Origin of the sequence: Kosakonia pseudosacchari (assembly GCF_015167415.1) — a bacterium.
Lineage (GTDB): Bacteria > Pseudomonadota > Gammaproteobacteria > Enterobacterales > Enterobacteriaceae > Kosakonia > Kosakonia pseudosacchari.
The window spans coordinates 3,120,531-3,139,679 of record NZ_CP063425.1 but is presented as its reverse complement, the minus strand read 5'-3'; the positions used below and the strand labels follow the sequence as shown (position 1 = coordinate 3,139,679).

Genomic DNA, 19,149 nt, shown 5'->3' with positions numbered 1-19,149 from the left:
AATGATCAACGTGAAAAACCTGCACCTCGCATTTGGTGAAGGGGAAAAACGCAATCAGGTGCTGGAGGATGTCAGTTTCAGCGTGCAGCCAGGCGAGATTTACGGGCTGGTAGGGGAATCCGGTTCCGGTAAGACTACGGTACTGAAGTGCCTGGCGGGGTTGTTTACCCACTGGGAAGGCGAGTTGGCAATCAACGGCCAGCCGCTGGAAAAGCGCCTTAGCCCGCCGCGCTGTCGGCTGGTGCAGATGGTGTTTCAGGACCCTTACGGTTCGCTGCACCCGCGTCACACTATTGGCGACATTCTGGAAGAGCCGCTGCAAATTCATGGTATTCACGATCGCGATCGGCGCATCAACACGCTACTGGATAAAGTGGGGTTAAACCGCGCGTTTCGTGACCGTTATCCGCATCAGCTTTCCGGCGGTCAGCGGCAACGGGTGGCTATCGCCAGGGCGCTGATTCTGGAACCGCGCGTATTGCTGCTTGATGAGCCGACTTCGGCGCTGGACGTCTCGGTGCAGGCGGAGATCCTCAACTTGCTGGCGGCGCTGCATCAGGAGTCGCAACTCACTTACCTGATGGTGACGCACGATCTTGGCGTGATCGCCCATTTGTGCCAGAAAGTGGCGGTGATGCAGCACGGTAAAATCCTCGAGACCTTAACCGTCGATGCGCTGGTGAGCGGCGCGGCGCAATTGGATTACACGCGGATGCTGGTGAATGCCAGCCAGCAATATAGCCGCGAGATGGCGCGGGAGGTGGCGGCGTATTAAATTTGTCTGCCGTCCGGCTTATATATCGTGATTGTGGAAGGGTTCCGTTCACCATCAGAACGGTTCTCACAATAGACTTCATTGCGGTGAACGGGACAAGGGGAACACCGCGTTCCCCTTGTCAATCCCCGCGGCCCCGCAGGAAATCGGTGCTGCGCACTACGCTCACCTCCCGCGTGCCTGCCTGCGGTCGGCTCGATTCAAGATTACTCGTCCCATCCCTGGGACTCGCCCCTTCGGGGCCAGCGCTAGCGCTGTTCAAAATTGCTCCCGGCAATTTTGTCCTGTCTCGATTCGCCTCTGGCCGCCATCCATGGCGTCCAGACCTTGTCATTCACGCTCCGGTTCGCCGATTTCAGCGGGGACTCAACCCCATCGCTGTGAGATTCGCGACAATAAATAACGGCATATGGCGCAATGATCCATAGATGGGATAAGGGGAGCGCGGCAGCTCCCCTTATCCCGTTCACCGCATAAGTGATGAATGAAACTCCCGTACGTCTGGTGAACGGAACCATTCCACCCATGCGGCATGCCGCATCGATTGCCGGTGGAGCTTGTGCTTACCGGGCCTGATTGGGCTTCCAACACCCGCGTAACGTTGCGGCGCATTAACGCAATAACGGGCAATCCGGCGGCAACCGGCATTGCAGCGCATTCGGCACCACTTCAATGCGAAACTGCTCGCCGCGCAGCGGTTCGCCGTCGAGATTAAACGTCATTTCATGCGGCGCATTGATTTCGAACCACGCCGATTTCCCGTCGATAATATGCGGGTTATCTTCCGGCTGTGTCAGGGTGGTGAACAGCGCCGGAAGCAATTCATCGCCGGTGAAAATCCGTAGCTGCAATAAACCGTCATTGATCAACGCTTGCGGGCAGAGTTGCTGTCCGCCGCCCGCCTGGCGACCATTGCCGATGCCAATCACCAGCGCGTCGCCCTGCCAGTGAAAATCTTCGCCGGTTATTTCGCAGCGATCCGCTTTCAGCATATCCATGCGCATCAGGCCGTGAATCAAATAGGAGACGCCGCCGAGCGCGGCTTTGAGTTTTTCCGGCGTTTCACTGGTAATCCGAGTGCCAAAACCGCCGGTCGCCATATTGATAAAGCAGGTTTTATCGTTTACGCGGGCGATATCAATCGGCACCGCTTTACCGACAATCGCCAGCTGTAAAGCTTTATCCAGACCTTCCGGGATGCCGGCGCTGGTGGCGAAATCATTGGCCGTGCCGAGCGGCAAAATGCCCAGCGCCGGAATTGTCTCGCCTTTGCAGTTCACCAGCGCGGTCGCCACTTCGTTAATGGTGCCATCGCCGCCACCGGCAATCACCGTGGCTACGCCACGTTGCTGTGCCTCCTCGACATAGCGCACCGCGTCACCTTTTTCCCAGGTGACGCGCACCTGAATATCCATGCCTTCATCGCGCAATAGCGTTACTGCTTCGCGCAGGGCGTCGTCCCCGGCGCTTTTACCGTTGAGGATTAACAAACTTGTGGGAAATGCGCTCATTCTTTTCATCCTGATTGAATTCGATGAGAAAAGTGTATCGCAGGAGAGAAAAGTGGGGAGAAAAAGCAGAGAAAGGATGAAAAAAAATCAGCCTGCGTAAGGGAGATTACGCAGGCTAAGGAGGTGGTTCCTGGTACAGCTAGCATTTATGGGTTATGTTTTTCAGCGAGAAGGATAATACCCGTATTAAACGGGGCGGTATGTGATCCGATTCTAAGATTTTTCGCGCCGAAAAAATAACCCTGCTCAATCACTTCGCGTGAGGATTGCGTGTTGACTGCCCGGTGAAATTTCTCATCAACAGCGCATATTCCAGCGCCATATCCTGCGGAACCGGCAGCCAGACAGTATAACCGTCTCCCGGCGCGACCGGCATGGCTTCGCCTTTGGCATTTTCCATATGCTCCAGCGTAAAGTTGACGTTGCCCTGCGGGGTCATCAACTCCAGGCTGTCGCCCACGGAGAACTTATTTTTCACCGCTACCGCCGCAAGATCGCCTTTGCGCTCACCGGTAAATTCACCGACAAACTGCTGGCGTTCGGAAACGGAATAACCGTATTCATAGTTCTGATAGTCGTCATGGGTGTGACGGCGCAGGAACCCTTCGGTGTAACCACGGTGCGCCAGCCCTTCCAGCGTCTCCAGCAGCGAGGTGTCGAACGGCTTGCCCGCGGCGGCGTCGTCAATCGCTTTGCGATAAACCTGCGCCGTGCGCGCGCAGTAGTAGAAGGATTTAGTGCGGCCTTCGATTTTCAGCGAATGCACACCCATCTGCGTTAACCGTTCAACATGCGCAATTGCCCGCAGATCTTTCGAGTTCATGATGTAAGTGCCGTGCTCATCTTCGAAGGCGGTCATGTACTCGCCCGGACGCTGGGCTTCTTCAATCATGAACACTTTATCGGTCGGCGCGCCGATGCCGAGCGTCGGTTCAATGTTCTGCACCGGGATCGGTTCATGGACATGCACGATATTGCCGATGGCGTCCTCTTTGCCTTCCTGCACGTTATATTCCCAGCGGCAGGCGTTGGTACAGGTGCCCTGGTTCGGATCGCGTTTATTGATATAACCCGAGAGCAGGCAGCGGCCGGAATAAGCCATACACAGTGCGCCGTGAACGAAGATTTCGATCTCCATTTCCGGAACCTGGGCGCGGATTTCGGCAATCTCTTCCAGCGACAATTCGCGCGAAAGGATCACGCGGGTCAGCCCCATTTGCTGCCAGAACTTCACGGTTGCCCAGTTAACGGCGTTGGCCTGCACGGAGAGGTGAATCGGCATCTGCGGGAAGTTTTCACGCACCAGCATAATTAAACCGGGATCGGACATAATCAGCGCATCCGGCCCCATATCCACCACCGGTTTCAGGTCGCGAATAAACGTTTTCAGCTTGGCGTTGTGCGGGGCAATGTTCACCACTACGTAAAACTGCTTACCCAGCGCGTGGGCTTCGTTAATGCCGATTTGCAGGTTTTCGTGGTTGAATTCGTTATTGCGCACGCGCAGCGAGTAACGCGGTTGGCCCGCGTAAACCGCGTCTGCGCCATAGGCGAAAGCGTAACGCATATTTTTCAGCGTTCCCGCCGGGGAGAGGAGTTCCGGTTTAAACATGATGTTCTCATTCTGATGACAGGTCAGACAGCCTCACCGCAGTGAGGCAGTAGGGGAGTTCCCCTAAATTTAGGGCGGGAATTGTAGCGCCGCGAGTCGGGGGAGTAAACCCGCGTGTTAGTTCACGCGCAGGTAGGTGCCATCGGCGCTGACGTTATGGCCGAAACCGCAATTCATTGCGTCATCCGTTTTCATCTCCAGCCTGTTGAGATCCGCCGCCAGACTTAACGAAATGGTGCACTGCGAAATGCCTTCCTCACGCAAAACGATGTCGCCTTTGCCGCTTTTCAGCGTCACTTTTTCGCTGAACTCGCCCATATTCGGCCCGGAGTAAAGCCCCATGATGCCGAAATAAAGACCGGACCAGTCAGCCTGCCAGGTCTCTTCACTTTTAGGTTTAAGCGTGATGACTTCCCACTGGCTCATCCCGGCGTACTGCCAGTATTCCCCTGCGGCGGAAGCCGGTTTTGGCAGCGCGTGTAACTTATCCTGAATACGCGAGAGGTTATATTTCGACTTTTCATCGTCCGGCATAATGGACAGCCACGCCTGCGCTTTACGGTACTCGCCCTGGCGGATCCAGGTCAGTGCCACGTTGTTGTAGGCGGTCGCTATCAACACACCGTTCGGTTTATCTTTGCCTAATTCGCACTGCTCCAGCCATGCCGCCTGTTCTTCGAAAGCCTCGCGCGCTTTGGGGTAGTCTTTCGCTTTGTAATACTGATCGCCTTGTTTGGCATAATCGGCGATTTTTGCGCAGTCTGCATCCATCTGCGCTTCGGTAAGCTCCGCCTGGCAGCTGAACGCTGCCAATAAGAGTGTCAGCGCACCGTAGTAGTATTTCCTCACTATCCCTTTCCTTTTATTGTTGTTAGGCCTGGCGGCTGGCGAAACGACGCCATGCCCTCAGACGCCCGCCATCATACAGAGGATTGCGCTGTTGTTCACGAAAGACGTATTCACTGAGGTTATACTTGGCGACAGGCCGTGTCAGGCTGCTGTCGGGTTGCTGTCAGGTGCGGATCGTGTTGCTGTCTGCGGGGTTGGGTGACACTACAGGCCGGATTCATCAGGAGAAAGAATATGAGCGATAGCAAAGTAAAAGCATTACGTCTGGCTCGTGCCTGGTCACAGGAACAACTGGCGGAGATGGCGGCGCTGAGCGTCAGAACGGTACAGCGAATTGAAAATGGCGATCAGCCTTCGCTGGAAACACTCAGCGCGCTGGCGGCGGTGTTTGGCGTCAGCGTCACCGAGCTTTCCGCGCAGAGCGAGGCGGGTGAAGAGGCGCTGGATAAACGCATTACCGCTGCGCGGGAACAACTCGACGCCGAAAGCAGCTTCTGGCGCATGTTGATTACCGCCGTTATCGTCTGCGTGCTGCTGTTTTTCCTCAATCGCAGCACCGCGCCGGATAGCGACTGGTCATTGTGGGTGGCGGCGATTTGGGGCGGGCTGGTGGCGGTGAAAGGGTTGCGGATTTTTGTCTTCGCGAATCTGATTAGCCAGTGGCATAAGCAACGTTTGCAGCGGTTGCTGCGTAAATAGCACGACCGGAGCGTGTCGGGCGCGTGCGCCCGACATACGGCTCATGCTAGTTTGCAGGCGTCGGCTTCCCAGCGGTAACCGACACCGTAAACGGCGCGGATAAAGGATTGCTCCTCATCCAGCGCTTCGAGTTTGCGACGCAGGTTTTTGATATGGCTATCGATGGTGCGATCCGTCACCACGCGGTAGTCATCATACAGATGGTTAAGTAATTGCTCGCGGGAGAAGACTTTACCCGGCTCGCTGGAAAGCGTTTTCAGCAGACGAAACTCCGCGGGCGTCAGATCCAACAGTTTATTGTGCCAGCTCGCCTGAAAACGGCCTTCATCGACAATCAACGGGCTTTCCGCGTCCAGCCGCTCCAGTTCGCGCTGTGGTTTGCAGCGGCGCAGAATGGTTTTCACGCGCGCCACCACTTCGCGCGGGCTGTAAGGTTTGCAGATGTAATCATCCGCGCCAATCTCCAGCCCCAGCAGGCGGTCGATCTCTTCGATTTTCGCTGTCACCATAATAATGGGCACGTTAGAAAAACGACGGATCTCCCGGCATAACGTTAGCCCGTCGGTGCCGGGTAGCATCAAATCCAGCAGGATCAGATCCGGCGGCGTCTGGCGCACGTAAGCGAGCACCTGATCGCCGTGGTTAATCAGCGATGGCGCGTAGCTTGCCGCGCGCAGATAGTCGAGCAGCAACTGCCCAAGCTTTGGCTCATCTTCAACAACCAGGATGCGTGGCGTGTTTTCATCGATCGGTAACTCAGTCATACATCTCTCGTTTTTTCGCGTTCAAGCGGTAGTTCAACTGTAATGCTAACCCCGCCGAATGGCGAGTGCGCCGCATGGATAGCGCCACCGTGCGCTTCCACAATATTCAAACAGATAGCCAGCCCCAGGCCGGAGCCGCCGCTGGCGCGGTTACGCGAGCCTTCTGTGCGATAAAAGCGCTCGAACAGCCGTTTGAGTTGCTCATCGCTGACGCCCGGTGTGCTGTCGGCAAAACGCATCACCAGCGTGTTATCGCGGTTGATGACCTGGATAAGCGTTTGCCCGCCCGCATCGGTGTAGCGCAGGCTGTTTTCCAGCAGGTTGTTAAAGAGCTGCATCAGGCGATCGGGATCGCCAAACACCGTGGCGCTGGTGGGCATTTCAAGGGAAAGTGTCAGATTGCGGCTGGCGTAACGCTCGCGGAACGCGCCTGCGGCGATCTCCACCAGCGACACCACATCCACCGGCGCTTTCTGGTAGGCCAGCGCCCCTTCATCGGACATCGACAACTGATGCAGATCGTTGACCAGTTTGGTGAGCGTGGCGACTTCCGCCTGCAGCGAGGCCACCGATTCCGGTGTGAATTGCCGCACGCCATCCTGAATCGCCTCCAGCTCGCCGCGCAGCACCGCCAGCGGCGTGCGCAGTTCGTGCGAAATGTCCGCCATAAAGTCACGGCGCATCTGCTGGTTGCGCTCCAGCGTGCTGGCGAGCTGGTTAAAGTCGCGCGCCAGCCGACCAAGTTCATCCTGGCTACCAGGCGTGACGCGGGTGGAGAAATCACCCGAGGCGAGCCGGTGGGTGCCCTCGACCAGCCGTTTTACCGGAGCCAGTAAACCGCGCGCCAGCGGGAAGGTAGCCAGTGCGGCGAGCAGAGTGGCAAGCCCGACAATTAACCAACTGGTGCGCCGCTGCTGGCGATCAAAGTTGATATCGGTGTTGCGCGTCAGGCGCTCAATCGGCGACGCGATAACCCAGCCGACGGTTGCGTTATTCACGACAATCGCCCGGCGAGTGCCGTCCGTTGGCACCGGCGAACGCGGGCCGACCAGTACGTTAGCGTCCTGATCGATAACCCAGAATTTGGTGCGCCAGCCGCGCGGCGGCATATCCGGCGGCGGTGGGCGGGAATCGTGCGCCATTTCCCCTTCCGGGGGCGGGCCCATGTCGCGCTCCATCCCCGGCGGCGGTTCGCCTTGCATCCCGCGCGGTGGCTCGCCGGGACGGTCTTCATCGTGGTCATTATCCCGTTCGAATGAACGCAAGAGCTGGAAAATCACCCGGTCATTGTTACGCAAAAACTGCCAGCTACCGTTCTGCGCATACTGCTCGGCCAGCGCGTCGCTCAGCATTTGCAGGCGCTGCTCGTTGCCGCGCTTAATGTAGTCAATAAAACCGTGCTCAAAGCTGAGGCGCACCGCCCAGTGCATGGTGATCAGCAGAACAATGCAGGTGGCTAAAATTGCCAGAAACAGTTTGGCCGTAATACCCGGCCGCCAGAATTTCATGATTCTCTCCTGTGGCGACGGGCAATCACGACGTTCTGGCTGGCGTCGTTCGGGACGCGGGCGAAGAGCAACGCCGGAAGTGAAATAATCACCGCCATGCTGAGGTAAGCGTAAAGAAAAACATGGTGCGCCACGCCGCTGTCCGCAGACAGATGCTGCTGACCAAACAGGCCGAGCAGCAGACCGGCAACGGTCACGCCGATACTCATCGATAACTGCATGATCATCGACAGCAGGCTATTGCCGCCGCTGGCCAGCTCATCGGGCAGATCTTTGAGCGTTAAGGTGTTCATGGAGGAGAAGCGCATCGAGTTGATCATCCCCTGGCAGAACAGCACCACCGGCAGCAGGTAATACCAGCCGAGCAGGGCGGTACCCATGAACAGCAGGCTGATGACAGCCAGGCCAAGCGTGGAGCAGACCAGCACGCGGCGGTAACCAAAACGGTTCACCACCTGCACCACGATGCGTTTCATCCCCATACTGCCGAGCACCATCGGGATCATCATCAACCCGGCGTGAAAGGGCGAAAACCCCAGACCAATCTGCAAAAACACCGGCGTCATAAACGGCAACATCCCGCTGCCGATGCGCCCGGCGAAACTGCCGGCCAGACCCAGTGAAAATGAGGGCGTGCGGAACAACCGCAGATTAAACAACGCCCCGTCGTTGCCCCTGGCATGCAGCAGATAAAAGAGGATCGCGGCCGCGCCCACCGCCACCAGCACGCCAAGTTGCCATGACGTTAGCCCCAGCCCGCGATTGCCATCAAGCGCCAGCGTCAGCGTTGCCATGCCGCCCGCGAGCAGCACAAAACCCGCCATATCAAAGCGGCGGGTTTGCAGGGTGTAGTTGGGCATCAGGCTGAGGGTGGCAATCGCACCGAGAATACCCACCGGCAGGTTAATCAGGAAAATCCAGTGCCAGGAAGCATATTCCACCAGCATACCGCCAAGCGCCGGGCCGAGTAGTGGGCCGATCTGCCCCGGCAGGGTGACAAAGGTCATTGCCGCCATGTACTGATCGCGCGGAACAATTTTCATCACCGTTAGCCTGCCGACCGGCACCATCATCGCGCCGCCAACGCCTTGCAGCACGCGCGACATGACCAACTGATCGAGTGTGGAAGCCTGGGCGCAAAACAGTGAGCCAGTGGTAAACAGCACAATGGCGGCAAAAAAGATGTTTCGCACGCCAACCCTGTCAGCCAGCCAGCCGCTGGCGGGCAGCATCACCGCCACCGTCAGCACATAGGCGACCACCACCATATGCATGTGCAGCGGGCTCTCCCCGAGGCTTTTCGCCATCGAGGGGAGCGCGGTGTTAACAATGGTGGTATCCAGCGACTGCATAAAAAAACCAAAGGCGACAATCCATAGTTGCCAGCGGATGTTGTTTGGTAGCTCATTCATTCACTAACTGGCTCTCTTTCGTGGCGACTAAAACGCATGCGCAGGCGGTCGAAGAAGAGATAGACCACCGGCGTGGTGTACAGGGTGAGCAACTGACTCATTACCAGCCCACCGACAATGGTGATACCGAGCGGCTGGCGAAGTTCGGAGCCGTCGCCACCGGAGATAACCAATGGCAGCGCGCCAAACAGCGCCGCCAGCGTGGTCATCATGATCGGGCGAAAACGCAGCAGGCAGGCCTGGAAAATCGCCTCTTCAGCGGTGAGGTTCCCCTGGCGCTGCGCTTCGAGCGCGAAGTCGACCATCATAATCGCGTTTTTCTTTACAATCCCAATCAATAGCATAATGCCAATCAGCGCTATCAAACTGAACGGCGCGCCGAAAAGCTCAAGCGCCAGCAGCGCGCCCACGCCCGCCGAGGGCAGGGTAGAGAGAATGGTCAGCGGGTGAACATAGCTCTCGTACAAAATCCCCAGCACGATATAGACCGTCGCAATTGCCGCCAGGATCAGAATGACCTGCGAGTTCATCGTCTCCTGGAATACCTGCGCGGTACCGGCAAAACTGCCGCGCACGCTGGAAGGCACGCCAAGCTGCGTCATTGCGCGGTTAATGGCGTCGCTGGCCTGTGATAATGAGGTTCCCGTTGGCAGGTTAAAGGCAATGGTCGATGCCGCCGACAACCCCTGGTGATTTACCGATAGTGGCGCGTTCGCGGGCTGCCACTTCGCGAAGTAGGAGAGCGGAATGGTTTTGCCATCACTGTTGATGACGTACATCTTATCCAGCGCGCTGACATCCTGGGTGTAGCGCGGGTCGACTTCCATCACCACTTTGTACTGGTTTAGCGGCTGGTAGATGGTGGAAATCTGCCGTTGACCGAAAGCATTATTCAGCAGGCTGTTGGCTGCCTGAACGCTGATACCGAGCCGCGACATGGTTTCGCGGTCGTACACCAGGTTCATCTCCGCGCCGTTATCCTGTTGATCCGAGTTAACGTCCGCCAGCTCCGGCAACGCGGCAAGGGCTTTGCGGATTTTAGGTTCCCATTCGCGTAGCGCGCTGAGCGAGTCCGACAGCAAGGCGAACTGGTAGCTGGCGTTGGCCTGGCGACCGCCGACGCGAATATCCTGCACGGCCATCAAAAACAGGCTCGCGCCCGGCTCTTTGGCCAGCTTGCCGCGCAGACGATCAATCACCTGTTGCGCAGTTTCTTTACGCACATCGCGTGATTTCAGGGTGATAAACATCATACCGCTGTTAACGCGTGAACCGCCGGTAAAACCGGTGACATTATCCACCGCCGGATCGTCACGAATGATCTTCATAAAGTCCTGCAATTTGCCGCGCATTGCCTGAAACGAAATGCTCTGGTCGGCCTGAATCCCGCCCATCAGCACGCCGGTATCCTGCTCCGGGAAGAAGGTTTTCGGAATCGAAATATAGAGCCAGATATTGAGCGCGATGGTGGCTATCAGCACCAGCCCGACCAGCCGCGCGTGGTTGAGTACCCATTTCAGCGAGCGGGCATACTGCCGCTGTAGCGCCACCAGCAGACGGCCGAAGCCTTTTTCCCGGCTGCGCTCGCGCGGTTTATGCGCTTTTAACAACCAGCCGCACATCATCGGCGTTAGAGTCAGGGAAATGAGCAGCGAAATACCAATCGCCACCGACAGCGTGACGGCGAATTCGCGCAGCAGTCGTCCCGGCAATCCCGCCATCAGCAGCAGCGGCAGAAACACCGCCACCAGCGAGATACTCATCGACAGCACGGTAAAACCCACTTCACGCGTACCTTGTAGCGCCGCCTGCAATGGTTTCATCCCCGCTTCCAGATGGCGCGAGATATTTTCCAGCACCACAATGGCATCATCGACAACAAAACCGGTGGCAATCGTCAGCGCCATTAGCGACAGGTTATTCAGGCTAAAGCCGCATAAATACATGGCGGCAAAGGTGCCGATAAGCGAGACGGGAACGGCAACCGCCGGGATCAGCGTTGCGCGACCTGAACGTAAAAACAGGAACACCACGAGGATCACCAGCGCCACCGAGATAACCAGTGTTTGTTCGACCTCGGCCAGCGAAGCGCGAATAGTCGGCGAACGATCCTGGGCGATTTGCAAATCGATCGCCGCGGGAATGGTTTGTTGCAACTCCGGCAGACGCGCGCGAATGCTATCGACTGTCTGAATAATATTGGCTTCCGGCAGCTTGCGGATCATCAGCAAAATGGCGGGCTTCGCATTGGTCATCCCGGCGTTGCGCACATCCTGTACCGAATCCGTGACTTTAGCGACATCGCTTAAGCGTACAGCGGAGCCGTTTTTGTAGTGAATGATTAAGGGCTGGTATTCGGCGGCGGTTTTCAGCTCATCATTGGTTTGCACCTGCCAGCGCTGCGCGCCGTCCTCCACTGCGCCCTGCGGTTTGCGCACGTTGGCATTACTGATGGCCGTACGCACCGCATCCAGCGACACCCCCTGGTTAAACAGCGCCTGCGGGTTCAAATCCACACGCACGGCGGGTAGCGAACTGCCGCCAATATCAACGTCGCCCACGCCGTCAATCTGCGCGATGGTTTGCGCCAGTTGCGTTGAGGCGAAGTCGTACAACTGCCCCTGCGAATAGGTGTCCGACGTGAGCGTCAGGATCATGATGGGAGCCGCAGACGGGTTTGCTTTGCGATAGGTTGGGCGGCTGGGCATACCGCTTGGTAACAGATTTTGCGCGGCGTTGATCGCCGCCTGCACATCGCGTGCCGCGCCGTTGATATCGCGATCGAAATTAAACTCAAGAATAATACGCGTGCTGCCGAGCGAGCTGGATGAGGTCATTTCACTGACCCCGGCGATGCGCCCGAGCGAGCGCTCAAGCGGCGTCGCCACGGAGGAGGCCATAGTCTCCGGCGACGCGCCCGGCAGCGAGGCGCTGACCATAATCACCGGAAAATCGACCTGCGGCAACGGGGCGACCGGCAGAAGCCGGAAGCCGAGAATGCCGCACAGCGTAATGGCGAGCGAAATCAAAATCGTCGCCACCGGGCGGTAAATGAAGAGGGCGAAAAACTTCACTTACGCCTCCTCTTCACGACGTGGAAAACGCTTTTTCACCGCCAGCGACAGACGGTCGAACAACAGGTAAATCACCGGCGTCGTAAAGAGTGTCAGCACCTGGCTCACCAGCAAACCACCGACCATGCCAATTCCCAGCGGACGGCGTAATTCTGCGCCGACGCCGGTGCTCAGCATTAACGGTAGCGCGCCGAGCAGTGCCGCCAGGGTGGTCATTAATATCGGGCGAAAACGCAGTAAACAGGCCTGGAAAATCGCATCGCGCGGCGACATGCCCTCTTCGCGTTCGGCGGCGAGGGCGAAATCGATCATCATGATGGCGTTTTTCTTGACGATACCAATAAGCAAAATAATGCCAATGATAGCAATCACATCCAGTTCACTGCCGGAAACCATCAGCGCCAGCAGCGCGCCAACGCCTGCCGTTGGCAATGTCGACAGGATAGTGATGGGGTGAATAAAGCTCTCGTACAGCACACCAAGCACGATATACATCGCCGCAACTGCCGCGACAATCAGCCAGATGGTGCTGCCAAGCGCCGCCTGGAACGCCAGCGTGCTGCCCTGGAATTGCGTGGTGATGTCCGTCGGGAAGTTGAGCGTTTTCTCGCTATCCAGCACGGCCTGCACCGCATCGCCGAGCGAATACCCCTCCGCCACGTTGAAGGAGATCGTTGTCGACGGGAATTGATCCAGATGGTTGATGCTCAGCGGTGCGAAGCGTTGCTCCACTTTTGCAATCGATGAGAGCGGCACGATGCCGCCATCTGTACTGGTCAGGCGAATATTGTCGAGCGCGGAAAGGCCTGGGGTTTGTGTCGTGTCGTGTTCCAGCACCACGCGATACTGGTTTGCCTGGGTGTAAATGGTGGAGATCAACCGCTGACCAAACGCGTTATACAGCGCGTTATCCACATCTGCCATGTTGATGCCAAGGCGGCTGGCACTGTCGCGATCGACATTAACGTAGGCCACCAGGCCTTTGTCCTGCCAGTCGCTGCTGACATCCGCCAGTTGTGGCAGCGCCTGCAGTTTACTCACCAGTTGCGGCACCCAGGTACTGAGCGCATCCAGCGAGTTGGCCTGTAAGGTGAACTGATATTGCGTGCGGCTGACGGTGGTATCAATGGTTAAATCCTGCGTCGGTTGCAGGTAGAGCGCGACACCGGGCACCTTCGCCGCGGCCTGTTGCAGGCGCTCAATCACTGGCTGGACGCGATCGTCGCGCTCATCCAGCGGTTTCAGGTTGATTTGCAGCCGTGCGCTGTTAAGCGACGGGTTGGTGCCATCGACACCGACAAACGAGGTCAGGCTTTCTACCGCCGGATCGCGCAGGATAATGTCAGCCACCTGGCGCTGGCGTTCTGCCATGCTGGTAAAGGAGGCGGATTGCGGCGCTTGCAGCGTTCCCTGGATAATGCCGTTGTCCTGCACCGGGAAGAAACCTTTCGGAATGAACACCCACAGCATGATCGACAAAAACAGCGTGCCGACTGCCACGCTCAGCGTCAGCCACGGGTGATTGAGCACTTTGCTAAGGAGCCTGCCGTAGGCCGCGATGACGCGTTCGAAAAAACGCTCCGACGCGCGGGAAAAACGGTTTTGTTTGCGCAGGGATTCGGCGCTCAGCATGCGTGCGCACATCATCGGCGTCAGCGTCAGCGACACAATCGCGGAAATCAGTATGGCGATTGCCAGCGTAACGGCAAATTCGCGGAACAGGCGGCCGACGATATCCCCCATAAACAGCAGCGGAATCAATACTGCAATCAACGAGAACGTCAAGGAGATAATGGTGAAGCCAATCTCGCCGGCCCCTTTCAGGGCGGCGGCCAGCGGTTTTTCGCCTTTTTCGATGTAGCGCGAGATATTTTCGATAACCACAATGGCGTCGTCGACCACAAAGCCGGTAGCGATGGTCAGCGCCATCAGCGTCAGGTTGTTGATGGAGAAACCGAGGAACACCATCGCCGCGAAGGTCCCGACCAGCGACAGCGGCACCGCCACGCCAGGAATAATGGTCGCCGGGATATTGCGCAGAAAGACGTAGATGATCATCACCACCAGCGCGATTGCCAGCATCAGTTCGAACTGGGTGTCATCGACCGATGCGCGAATATTGTTGGTGCGATCCGACAGCACTTTCACCGTCACCGATTTTGGCAGGCTTTCGGTTAACTGCGGCAGCAGCGTCCGAATGTTGTCGGCGGTGTCGATAATGTTCGCCCCCGGCTGTCGCTGGACGTTCATGACAATCGCTTGCTGCTTATTGGCCCAGGCGCCAAGCCAACTATTTTCTGCGCCTTGTTCAACGGTCGCGATATCGCCAAGCCGGATCGGCGCGCCATTCTGATACGCGACAATCAACTGGCGATACTCTTCGACCGACTGCATCTGATCGTTGGCCGAAAGCGTGACGGCGCGGGTTGGACCGTCGAGGCTGCCTTTCGCCGAATTGACGTTGGCATTACTGATAGCGGTGCGAATGGTTTCGCTGGTCAGCCCGAGAGCAGCAATCGCCTGGGCATTGAGTTTGACGCGCACTGCCGGGCGCTGACCGCCAGAAAGCGTCACCAGGCCGACGCCGGAAACCTGCGAAATTTTCTGCGCGACGCGCGTTTCCACCATATCTTCCACCTGGGTCATGGGCATGGCGGAAGAGGTGACGGCGAGCGTCATAATCGGTGGATCTGCCGGGTTAACTTTACTGTAGACCGGCGGGTTGGGCAGATCGGACGGCAGCAGGCTGTTAGCGGCATTCATCGCCGCCTGCACTTCCTGTTCGGCGACATCCAGCGGCAGGCTGAGCTGGAACTGCAAGGTCACCACCGACGCGCCGCCGGAACTTTGCGACGACATCTGTTTTAAGCCGGACATCTGACCAAACTGGCGCTCCAGCGGCGCGGTGATCGCTGACGTCACCACATCGGGGCTGGCGCCGGGGTAGAGCGTCACCACCTGAATGGTCGGGTAATCGACTTCAGGCAGCGCGGAAACGGGCAGAAAACGGTAGCCGATAATACCGGCAAGCAGGATCGCCACCATCAACAGCGTAGTGGCGACCGGACGCAAGATAAACAGACGGGAAGGGCCGCCCGTCCGGCCCGGCGGTAGCAACTGCATCAGGAATGCGCTCCTTTGGCCGGATGTTCACGCTTTGCCGGTACGGCGTCGGCGTTTTTCGCATCCACAACTTCCACTTTCGCCCCTTCGGTCAGGCGGTCAATGCCGTCCGTCACCACGCGATCGCCCGCCGACAGACCGGCGGCAATCACCACTTTCTGGCTGTCCTGAATACCTGGCGTCACAGTGTGTTTGCTGACCTGATTTTTATCGTTCAGAACCCAGACGAAATTACCTTCGTTGCCCATTTGCAGGGCGGCCGCCGGGATCACTACCGCATCCTGCTGCGTGGCAACCAGCATGCGTGCGTTGACGAACTGGTTCGGGAACAGGGCATCGTCCTGGTTATCAAAGCGGGCTTTCAATTTGATGGTGCCGGTGGTGGCGTCAATCTGGTTATCGAGGCTTAATAATGTGCCGCTGCTGAGCTTCTGTTTATTGGTGCGATCCCAGGCTTCCACCACCAGCTGCTGGCCCGATTTTTGCGCCTGTACCACAGTAGCGATTTCGCTTTCCGGCAGGGTAAATACCAGATCGATGGGGTGCGTTTGCGTCAACACCACGATACCGGTGGTGTCGCTACTGCTGATTTGGTTGCCGATATCCACCTGTTTTAAACCCACTCGCCCGGAAATGGGGGCGGTGATGCGACTCCAGTCCAGTTCTAACTGCGCGCTGGCAACAGAGGCTTCATCGGCTTTCACGGTGCCTTCTGATTCGGTCACCAGCGCCTGCTGGCTGTCGAGATCCTGGCGTGAAACCAGGCTGGTTTTCGCCAGTTGTTGGTAGCGGGCAAGGTCGCGGCGGGCGTTGGCGAGCGTGGCTTTATCTTTCGCCAGTTGCCCCTGGGCTTGCGCCAGAGCCACTTTAAATTGGCTTGGGTCGATTTCCGCCAGCAGATCGCCCGCTTTTACTTGCTGACCTTCCTGAAAATGGATCGCCATAAGCTGGCCGGAAACGCGGCTGCGCACGGTAACGGTGTTCGCGGCGGTGATGGTGCCAAGCCCGGAGAGATAACGCGGTACGGCTTCACGGGTTGCTGTTGCGGCCTGCACCGGCGGCAGCGCGCCGCCGCGCATTCCATGGCGACCGCCGCCCGGCGCGCCCTGGCGCTGAGTCTGACCGGTTGCGGTGGAGGCGTTGTCTTTGTGCGCGAAATGGTACCAGGCTACGCCCGCTACCGCCATGACCACGACCGCGACAAGCGTGCGGCGAAACGTAACACTACCTTTCATCGTTATGGGTATCTCATTGGAAAACTAATGGCGAAATAATACTAGTTTAGTAACGGCACGCCCCGGAAAAATGGAGGAAAAATGAAACACTGTCTGGAAACGTATGGCAGGAAGGGTAATTTGCGTTAGGGGGATTTTAAAGAAGAAAATAATGCCGGGAGGGATCCTCCCGGCGAGATCTTAACGAAACAGTGTCTGCGCCCAACGCGCAAGACCGGCGGTGACGGAGCCAAAGTCATCGCCGCCCGCAATCGGGATCCCCGGCAGGGTTTGCGCCAGCGCTTTTTTAATCAGCGGTGAACGCGCGCTACCGCCGGTGAGATAAATCACTTCCGGTGTTTCCGCACTGTTTTCCAGCGCCAGTTGCACCTGTTCAAGGATGCGTTGCAGCGGCTGATTTAGCGCGCTTTCCAGGCCATCCTGGTCAATTGCCGCCGCGAGGTCATCGCTAATAAAGGGCAGGGGAGCGGTAACCTGTGTGTCGTCGGAAAGGGCGATTTTGCTCTCTTCAGCGCTGCGCACCAGCCGGTAGCTCAGGCGTTGCCGCCACACTTTGACCAGCAGGGCGACTTTTTCTGCATCACGGGCGTCGCGCAGGAGATCGTTCAGCAAGCGGCCATTGGCGGCGCTATAAAACTCAGTCTGCGCGGGAACATCGTTAATCGCTACCGCATTCCACCAGGGCAGGATCGGCAGTGCGATACCTTTTTCTGTCTGACCGCCCATCCCGAGCAGTGGCATCAGGCTTTTGAATGCCAGCGCGATATCTAAATCGTTACCGCCAACGCGGCAGCCGCTATGCCCTAACAGACTGGCGGCGCGCTCTTGCTTATCGCGCCACTGCGGTCCCATCAGCAATAATGAGCAGTCGGTCGTACCGCCGCCGATATCCACCACCAGTACCCGTTTTTCCGCACTCAGCGTGGCTTCAAAATCGAGCCCGGCGGCGACCGGTTCGAACTGGAACACCACATCACGGAACCCGGCGCGTTTCGCGGCGCGCTCAAGAATACCTTGCGCCTGCGCGTTGGCTTCATCGCCGCCAAGCCCCTGGAAGTTAATCGGGCGGCCAATCACCGCTTGATCAATACCTTCCGGCAATTGCGTTTCCGCCTGCTGGCGAATATGCAGCATCATGGCGCACACCAGGTCTTCAAACAGGGCGATTTGCTGCGGTTTCAGGCCGCTGGCGCCCAGGAAGGATTTCGGTGATTTAACAAAGTACACTTCTTCCGGATCGCTGACGTATTGACGCAATGACGCCAGCCCAAACTGTACGCTGGCGGCGCTAACCTCAATATCTTCCTCGCGGTTAAAGCTCATCGCCCGGCGCAACAGCGCCTGGGTTTCGCCGTCTGTCGCCGGAACCTGATGATGGCGATAGAGCCACTCGCTGACCGCTTCACGCGTCGGTGCGCAGAGCATCGACGGGAGTAAATTACTGTTATTTTCCATTTTCAGCAGCTGCGCTGCACCGTCGCGCATCACCGCGACCGAGCAGTTTGCCGTACCGTAGTCAAAACCAACAAACACGTGTTTATCCCCATGCCAGTGAAGAAGGGGGGCGACTTTAGCCGAATGCGTGGCGGGCGACAACCGGAATATGAAAGCAAGGCGGAAAATCCCCGGTTTGTTATGCTGTTAGCGTCACTATTCAGGAGTTGCTATGTACACACTGCACTGGCGCAAGCCGTATGACTGGGCGTGGATGTTTGATTTTTTACGCGCGCGCGCCGTGGCGGGCGTGGAGGAGATTAGCGCAACGCGTTATGTGCGCACTTACCATTACCACGGGCATCGTGGGTTAATCACCGCCGAGCCTGACTTCGCTACTACGACGCTGAAGGTCACGATCAGCGATGGGCTTGTGCCAGTGGCTGAACACTGCCTGGCGCGCCTGCGTGGTTTGTTTGATCTGGATTGCAACGCAGAAAGGGTGAACACGGCGCTGGGCTCACTTGGTGCGGCGCGTCCCGGTTTGCGTTTGCCGGGCAGCATGGACCCGTTTGAACAGGCGGTGCGGGCGATTTTGGGGCAACTGGTAAGTGTGGCGATGGCAGCGAAACTGACAGCAAAAGTGGCGCAGCGCTTCGGTGAACCGCTGGCAGACGTGCCGGGAATGATTTGCTTTCCCGCGCCGCAGCAACTGGCACAAGCGCAACCGGAGGATCTGAAAGCGTTGGGGATGCCGTTAAAACGCGCGGAGTCGCTCATTTTTCTCGCGCAGACGGTATGCGACGGTACATTCCCGCTCAGCCCACCCGCAGATGTGGAACAAGGGGTGAAAGCGCTGCAAACCTGGCCGGGTATCGGGCGCTGGACCGCGAACTATTTCGCGCTGCGTGGCTGGCAGGCGAAAGATGTCTTCCTGCCGGATGATTACCTTATTAAGCAGCGTTTTGCCGGGATGACGCCTGCGCAAATTCGCCGTTACGCGGCGCGCTGGCAGCCGTGGCGTTCATATGCGTTGTTGCATGTCTGGTATAGCGTTGGCTGGCAGCCCGAGATGGAGGAGAAATAAGGCTATTAATTGAGCCCAAGAGGAAAATAAGGCGTTATTGGCGCAGCAAGTTTGGAACCGGCCAGC

Annotated in this window: 13 protein-coding genes; 3 read left to right on the top strand and 10 right to left on the bottom strand. The window is 57.7% G+C overall.

All coding sequences use genetic code 11. The features are described 5' to 3' along the window. Position 1 precedes the first annotated feature (1 nt). Positions 2–775 carry an ABC transporter ATP-binding protein gene (locus tag IP581_RS14820; protein ID WP_086868287.1) on the top strand — a complete coding sequence of 258 codons (774 nt, stop codon included), beginning with the start codon at positions 2–4 and terminating at the stop codon, positions 773–775. Between the two features lie 611 nt (positions 776–1,386). Here the strand turns inward: IP581_RS14820 and yegS are convergent. The 3 genes from yegS to IP581_RS14805 all read right to left on the bottom strand — a co-directional run bounded on the left by yegS (position 1,387) and on the right by IP581_RS14805 (position 4,747). Next, a complete protein-coding gene (gene yegS, locus IP581_RS14815; protein ID WP_086868289.1) occupies positions 1,387–2,286 on the bottom strand; it encodes a lipid kinase YegS in 900 nt (299 codons plus the stop codon). A 250-nt stretch (positions 2,287–2,536) separates the two neighbouring features. Next, a complete protein-coding gene (gene trhP / locus IP581_RS14810; RefSeq protein ID WP_086868291.1) occupies positions 2,537–3,898 on the bottom strand; it encodes a prephenate-dependent tRNA uridine(34) hydroxylase TrhP in 1,362 nt (453 codons plus the stop codon). A 117-nt stretch (positions 3,899–4,015) separates the two neighbouring features. Next, entirely contained in the window at positions 4,016–4,747 is a 732-nt protein-coding gene (locus tag IP581_RS14805; protein ID WP_193820738.1) for a tetratricopeptide repeat protein, read from the bottom strand. 234 nt (positions 4,748–4,981) lie between these two features. Between IP581_RS14805 and IP581_RS14800 the strand changes: the two genes are divergently transcribed. After that, positions 4,982–5,446 (top strand): helix-turn-helix domain-containing protein, encoded by a 465-nt coding sequence (locus IP581_RS14800; RefSeq protein WP_193820737.1) that lies wholly within the window; start codon positions 4,982–4,984, stop codon positions 5,444–5,446. Between the two features lie 41 nt (positions 5,447–5,487). Here IP581_RS14800 and baeR read toward each other — a convergent pair whose 3' ends face one another. The 7 genes from baeR to yegD all read right to left on the bottom strand — a co-directional run bounded on the left by baeR (position 5,488) and on the right by yegD (position 18,095). After that, positions 5,488–6,210 (bottom strand): envelope stress response regulator BaeR, encoded by a 723-nt coding sequence (gene baeR / locus IP581_RS14795; RefSeq protein WP_086868299.1) that lies wholly within the window; start codon positions 6,208–6,210, stop codon positions 5,488–5,490. Then, positions 6,207–7,718 (bottom strand): envelope stress sensor histidine kinase BaeS, encoded by a 1,512-nt coding sequence (baeS, locus tag IP581_RS14790; protein ID WP_193820736.1) that lies wholly within the window; start codon positions 7,716–7,718, stop codon positions 6,207–6,209. Before baeS ends, baeR begins: the two co-directional genes overlap by 4 nt. Further along, positions 7,715–9,130, bottom strand: coding sequence for an MFS transporter (mdtD, locus tag IP581_RS14785; protein WP_193820735.1), 1,416 nt, complete (start codon positions 9,128–9,130; stop codon positions 7,715–7,717). The genes baeS and mdtD overlap by 4 nt, the downstream gene beginning before the upstream one ends. Next, on the bottom strand, positions 9,127–12,204 hold the full coding sequence (gene mdtC, locus IP581_RS14780; RefSeq protein WP_193820734.1) for a multidrug efflux RND transporter permease subunit MdtC: 3,078 nt from the start codon (positions 12,202–12,204) through the stop codon (positions 9,127–9,129). The genes mdtD and mdtC overlap by 4 nt, the downstream gene beginning before the upstream one ends. Continuing rightward, positions 12,205–15,327: an MdtB/MuxB family multidrug efflux RND transporter permease subunit gene (locus IP581_RS14775; RefSeq protein ID WP_193820733.1), complete on the bottom strand. Its 3,123-nt coding sequence runs from the start codon at positions 15,325–15,327 to the stop codon at positions 12,205–12,207. Further along, positions 15,327–16,562: an MdtA/MuxA family multidrug efflux RND transporter periplasmic adaptor subunit gene (locus tag IP581_RS14770; RefSeq protein WP_193820732.1), complete on the bottom strand. Its 1,236-nt coding sequence runs from the start codon at positions 16,560–16,562 to the stop codon at positions 15,327–15,329. The genes IP581_RS14775 and IP581_RS14770 overlap by 1 nt, the downstream gene beginning before the upstream one ends. Before the next feature lie 180 nt (positions 16,563–16,742). After that, on the bottom strand, positions 16,743–18,095 hold the full coding sequence (gene yegD, locus IP581_RS14765; protein ID WP_193820731.1) for a molecular chaperone: 1,353 nt from the start codon (positions 18,093–18,095) through the stop codon (positions 16,743–16,745). Positions 18,096–18,228: 133 nt separating this feature from the next. Here yegD and alkA point away from each other — a divergent pair, with 133 nt between their 5' ends. Next, positions 18,229–19,083, top strand: coding sequence for a DNA-3-methyladenine glycosylase 2 (gene alkA / locus IP581_RS14760; protein WP_193820730.1), 855 nt, complete (start codon positions 18,229–18,231; stop codon positions 19,081–19,083). Positions 19,084–19,149 lie beyond the last annotated feature (66 nt).

Coding starts and splice junctions, on each gene's coding strand:
- IP581_RS14770 (WP_193820732.1), bottom strand. CDS start 16,562: ATGAAAGGTAGTGTTACGTTTCGCCGCACGCTTGTCGCGGTCGTGGTC.
- IP581_RS14775 (WP_193820733.1), bottom strand. CDS start 15,327: ATGCAGTTGCTACCGCCGGGCCGGACGGGCGGCCCTTCCCGTCTGTTT.
- baeS (WP_193820736.1), bottom strand. CDS start 7,718: ATGAAATTCTGGCGGCCGGGTATTACGGCCAAACTGTTTCTGGCAATT.
- IP581_RS14820 (WP_086868287.1), top strand. CDS start 2: ATGATCAACGTGAAAAACCTGCACCTCGCATTTGGTGAAGGGGAAAAA.
- trhP (WP_086868291.1), bottom strand. CDS start 3,898: ATGTTTAAACCGGAACTCCTCTCCCCGGCGGGAACGCTGAAAAATATG.
- mdtD (WP_193820735.1), bottom strand. CDS start 9,130: ATGAATGAGCTACCAAACAACATCCGCTGGCAACTATGGATTGTCGCC.
- yegS (WP_086868289.1), bottom strand. CDS start 2,286: ATGAGCGCATTTCCCACAAGTTTGTTAATCCTCAACGGTAAAAGCGCC.
- alkA (WP_193820730.1), top strand. CDS start 18,229: ATGTACACACTGCACTGGCGCAAGCCGTATGACTGGGCGTGGATGTTT.
- baeR (WP_086868299.1), bottom strand. CDS start 6,210: ATGACTGAGTTACCGATCGATGAAAACACGCCACGCATCCTGGTTGTT.
- IP581_RS14800 (WP_193820737.1), top strand. CDS start 4,982: ATGAGCGATAGCAAAGTAAAAGCATTACGTCTGGCTCGTGCCTGGTCA.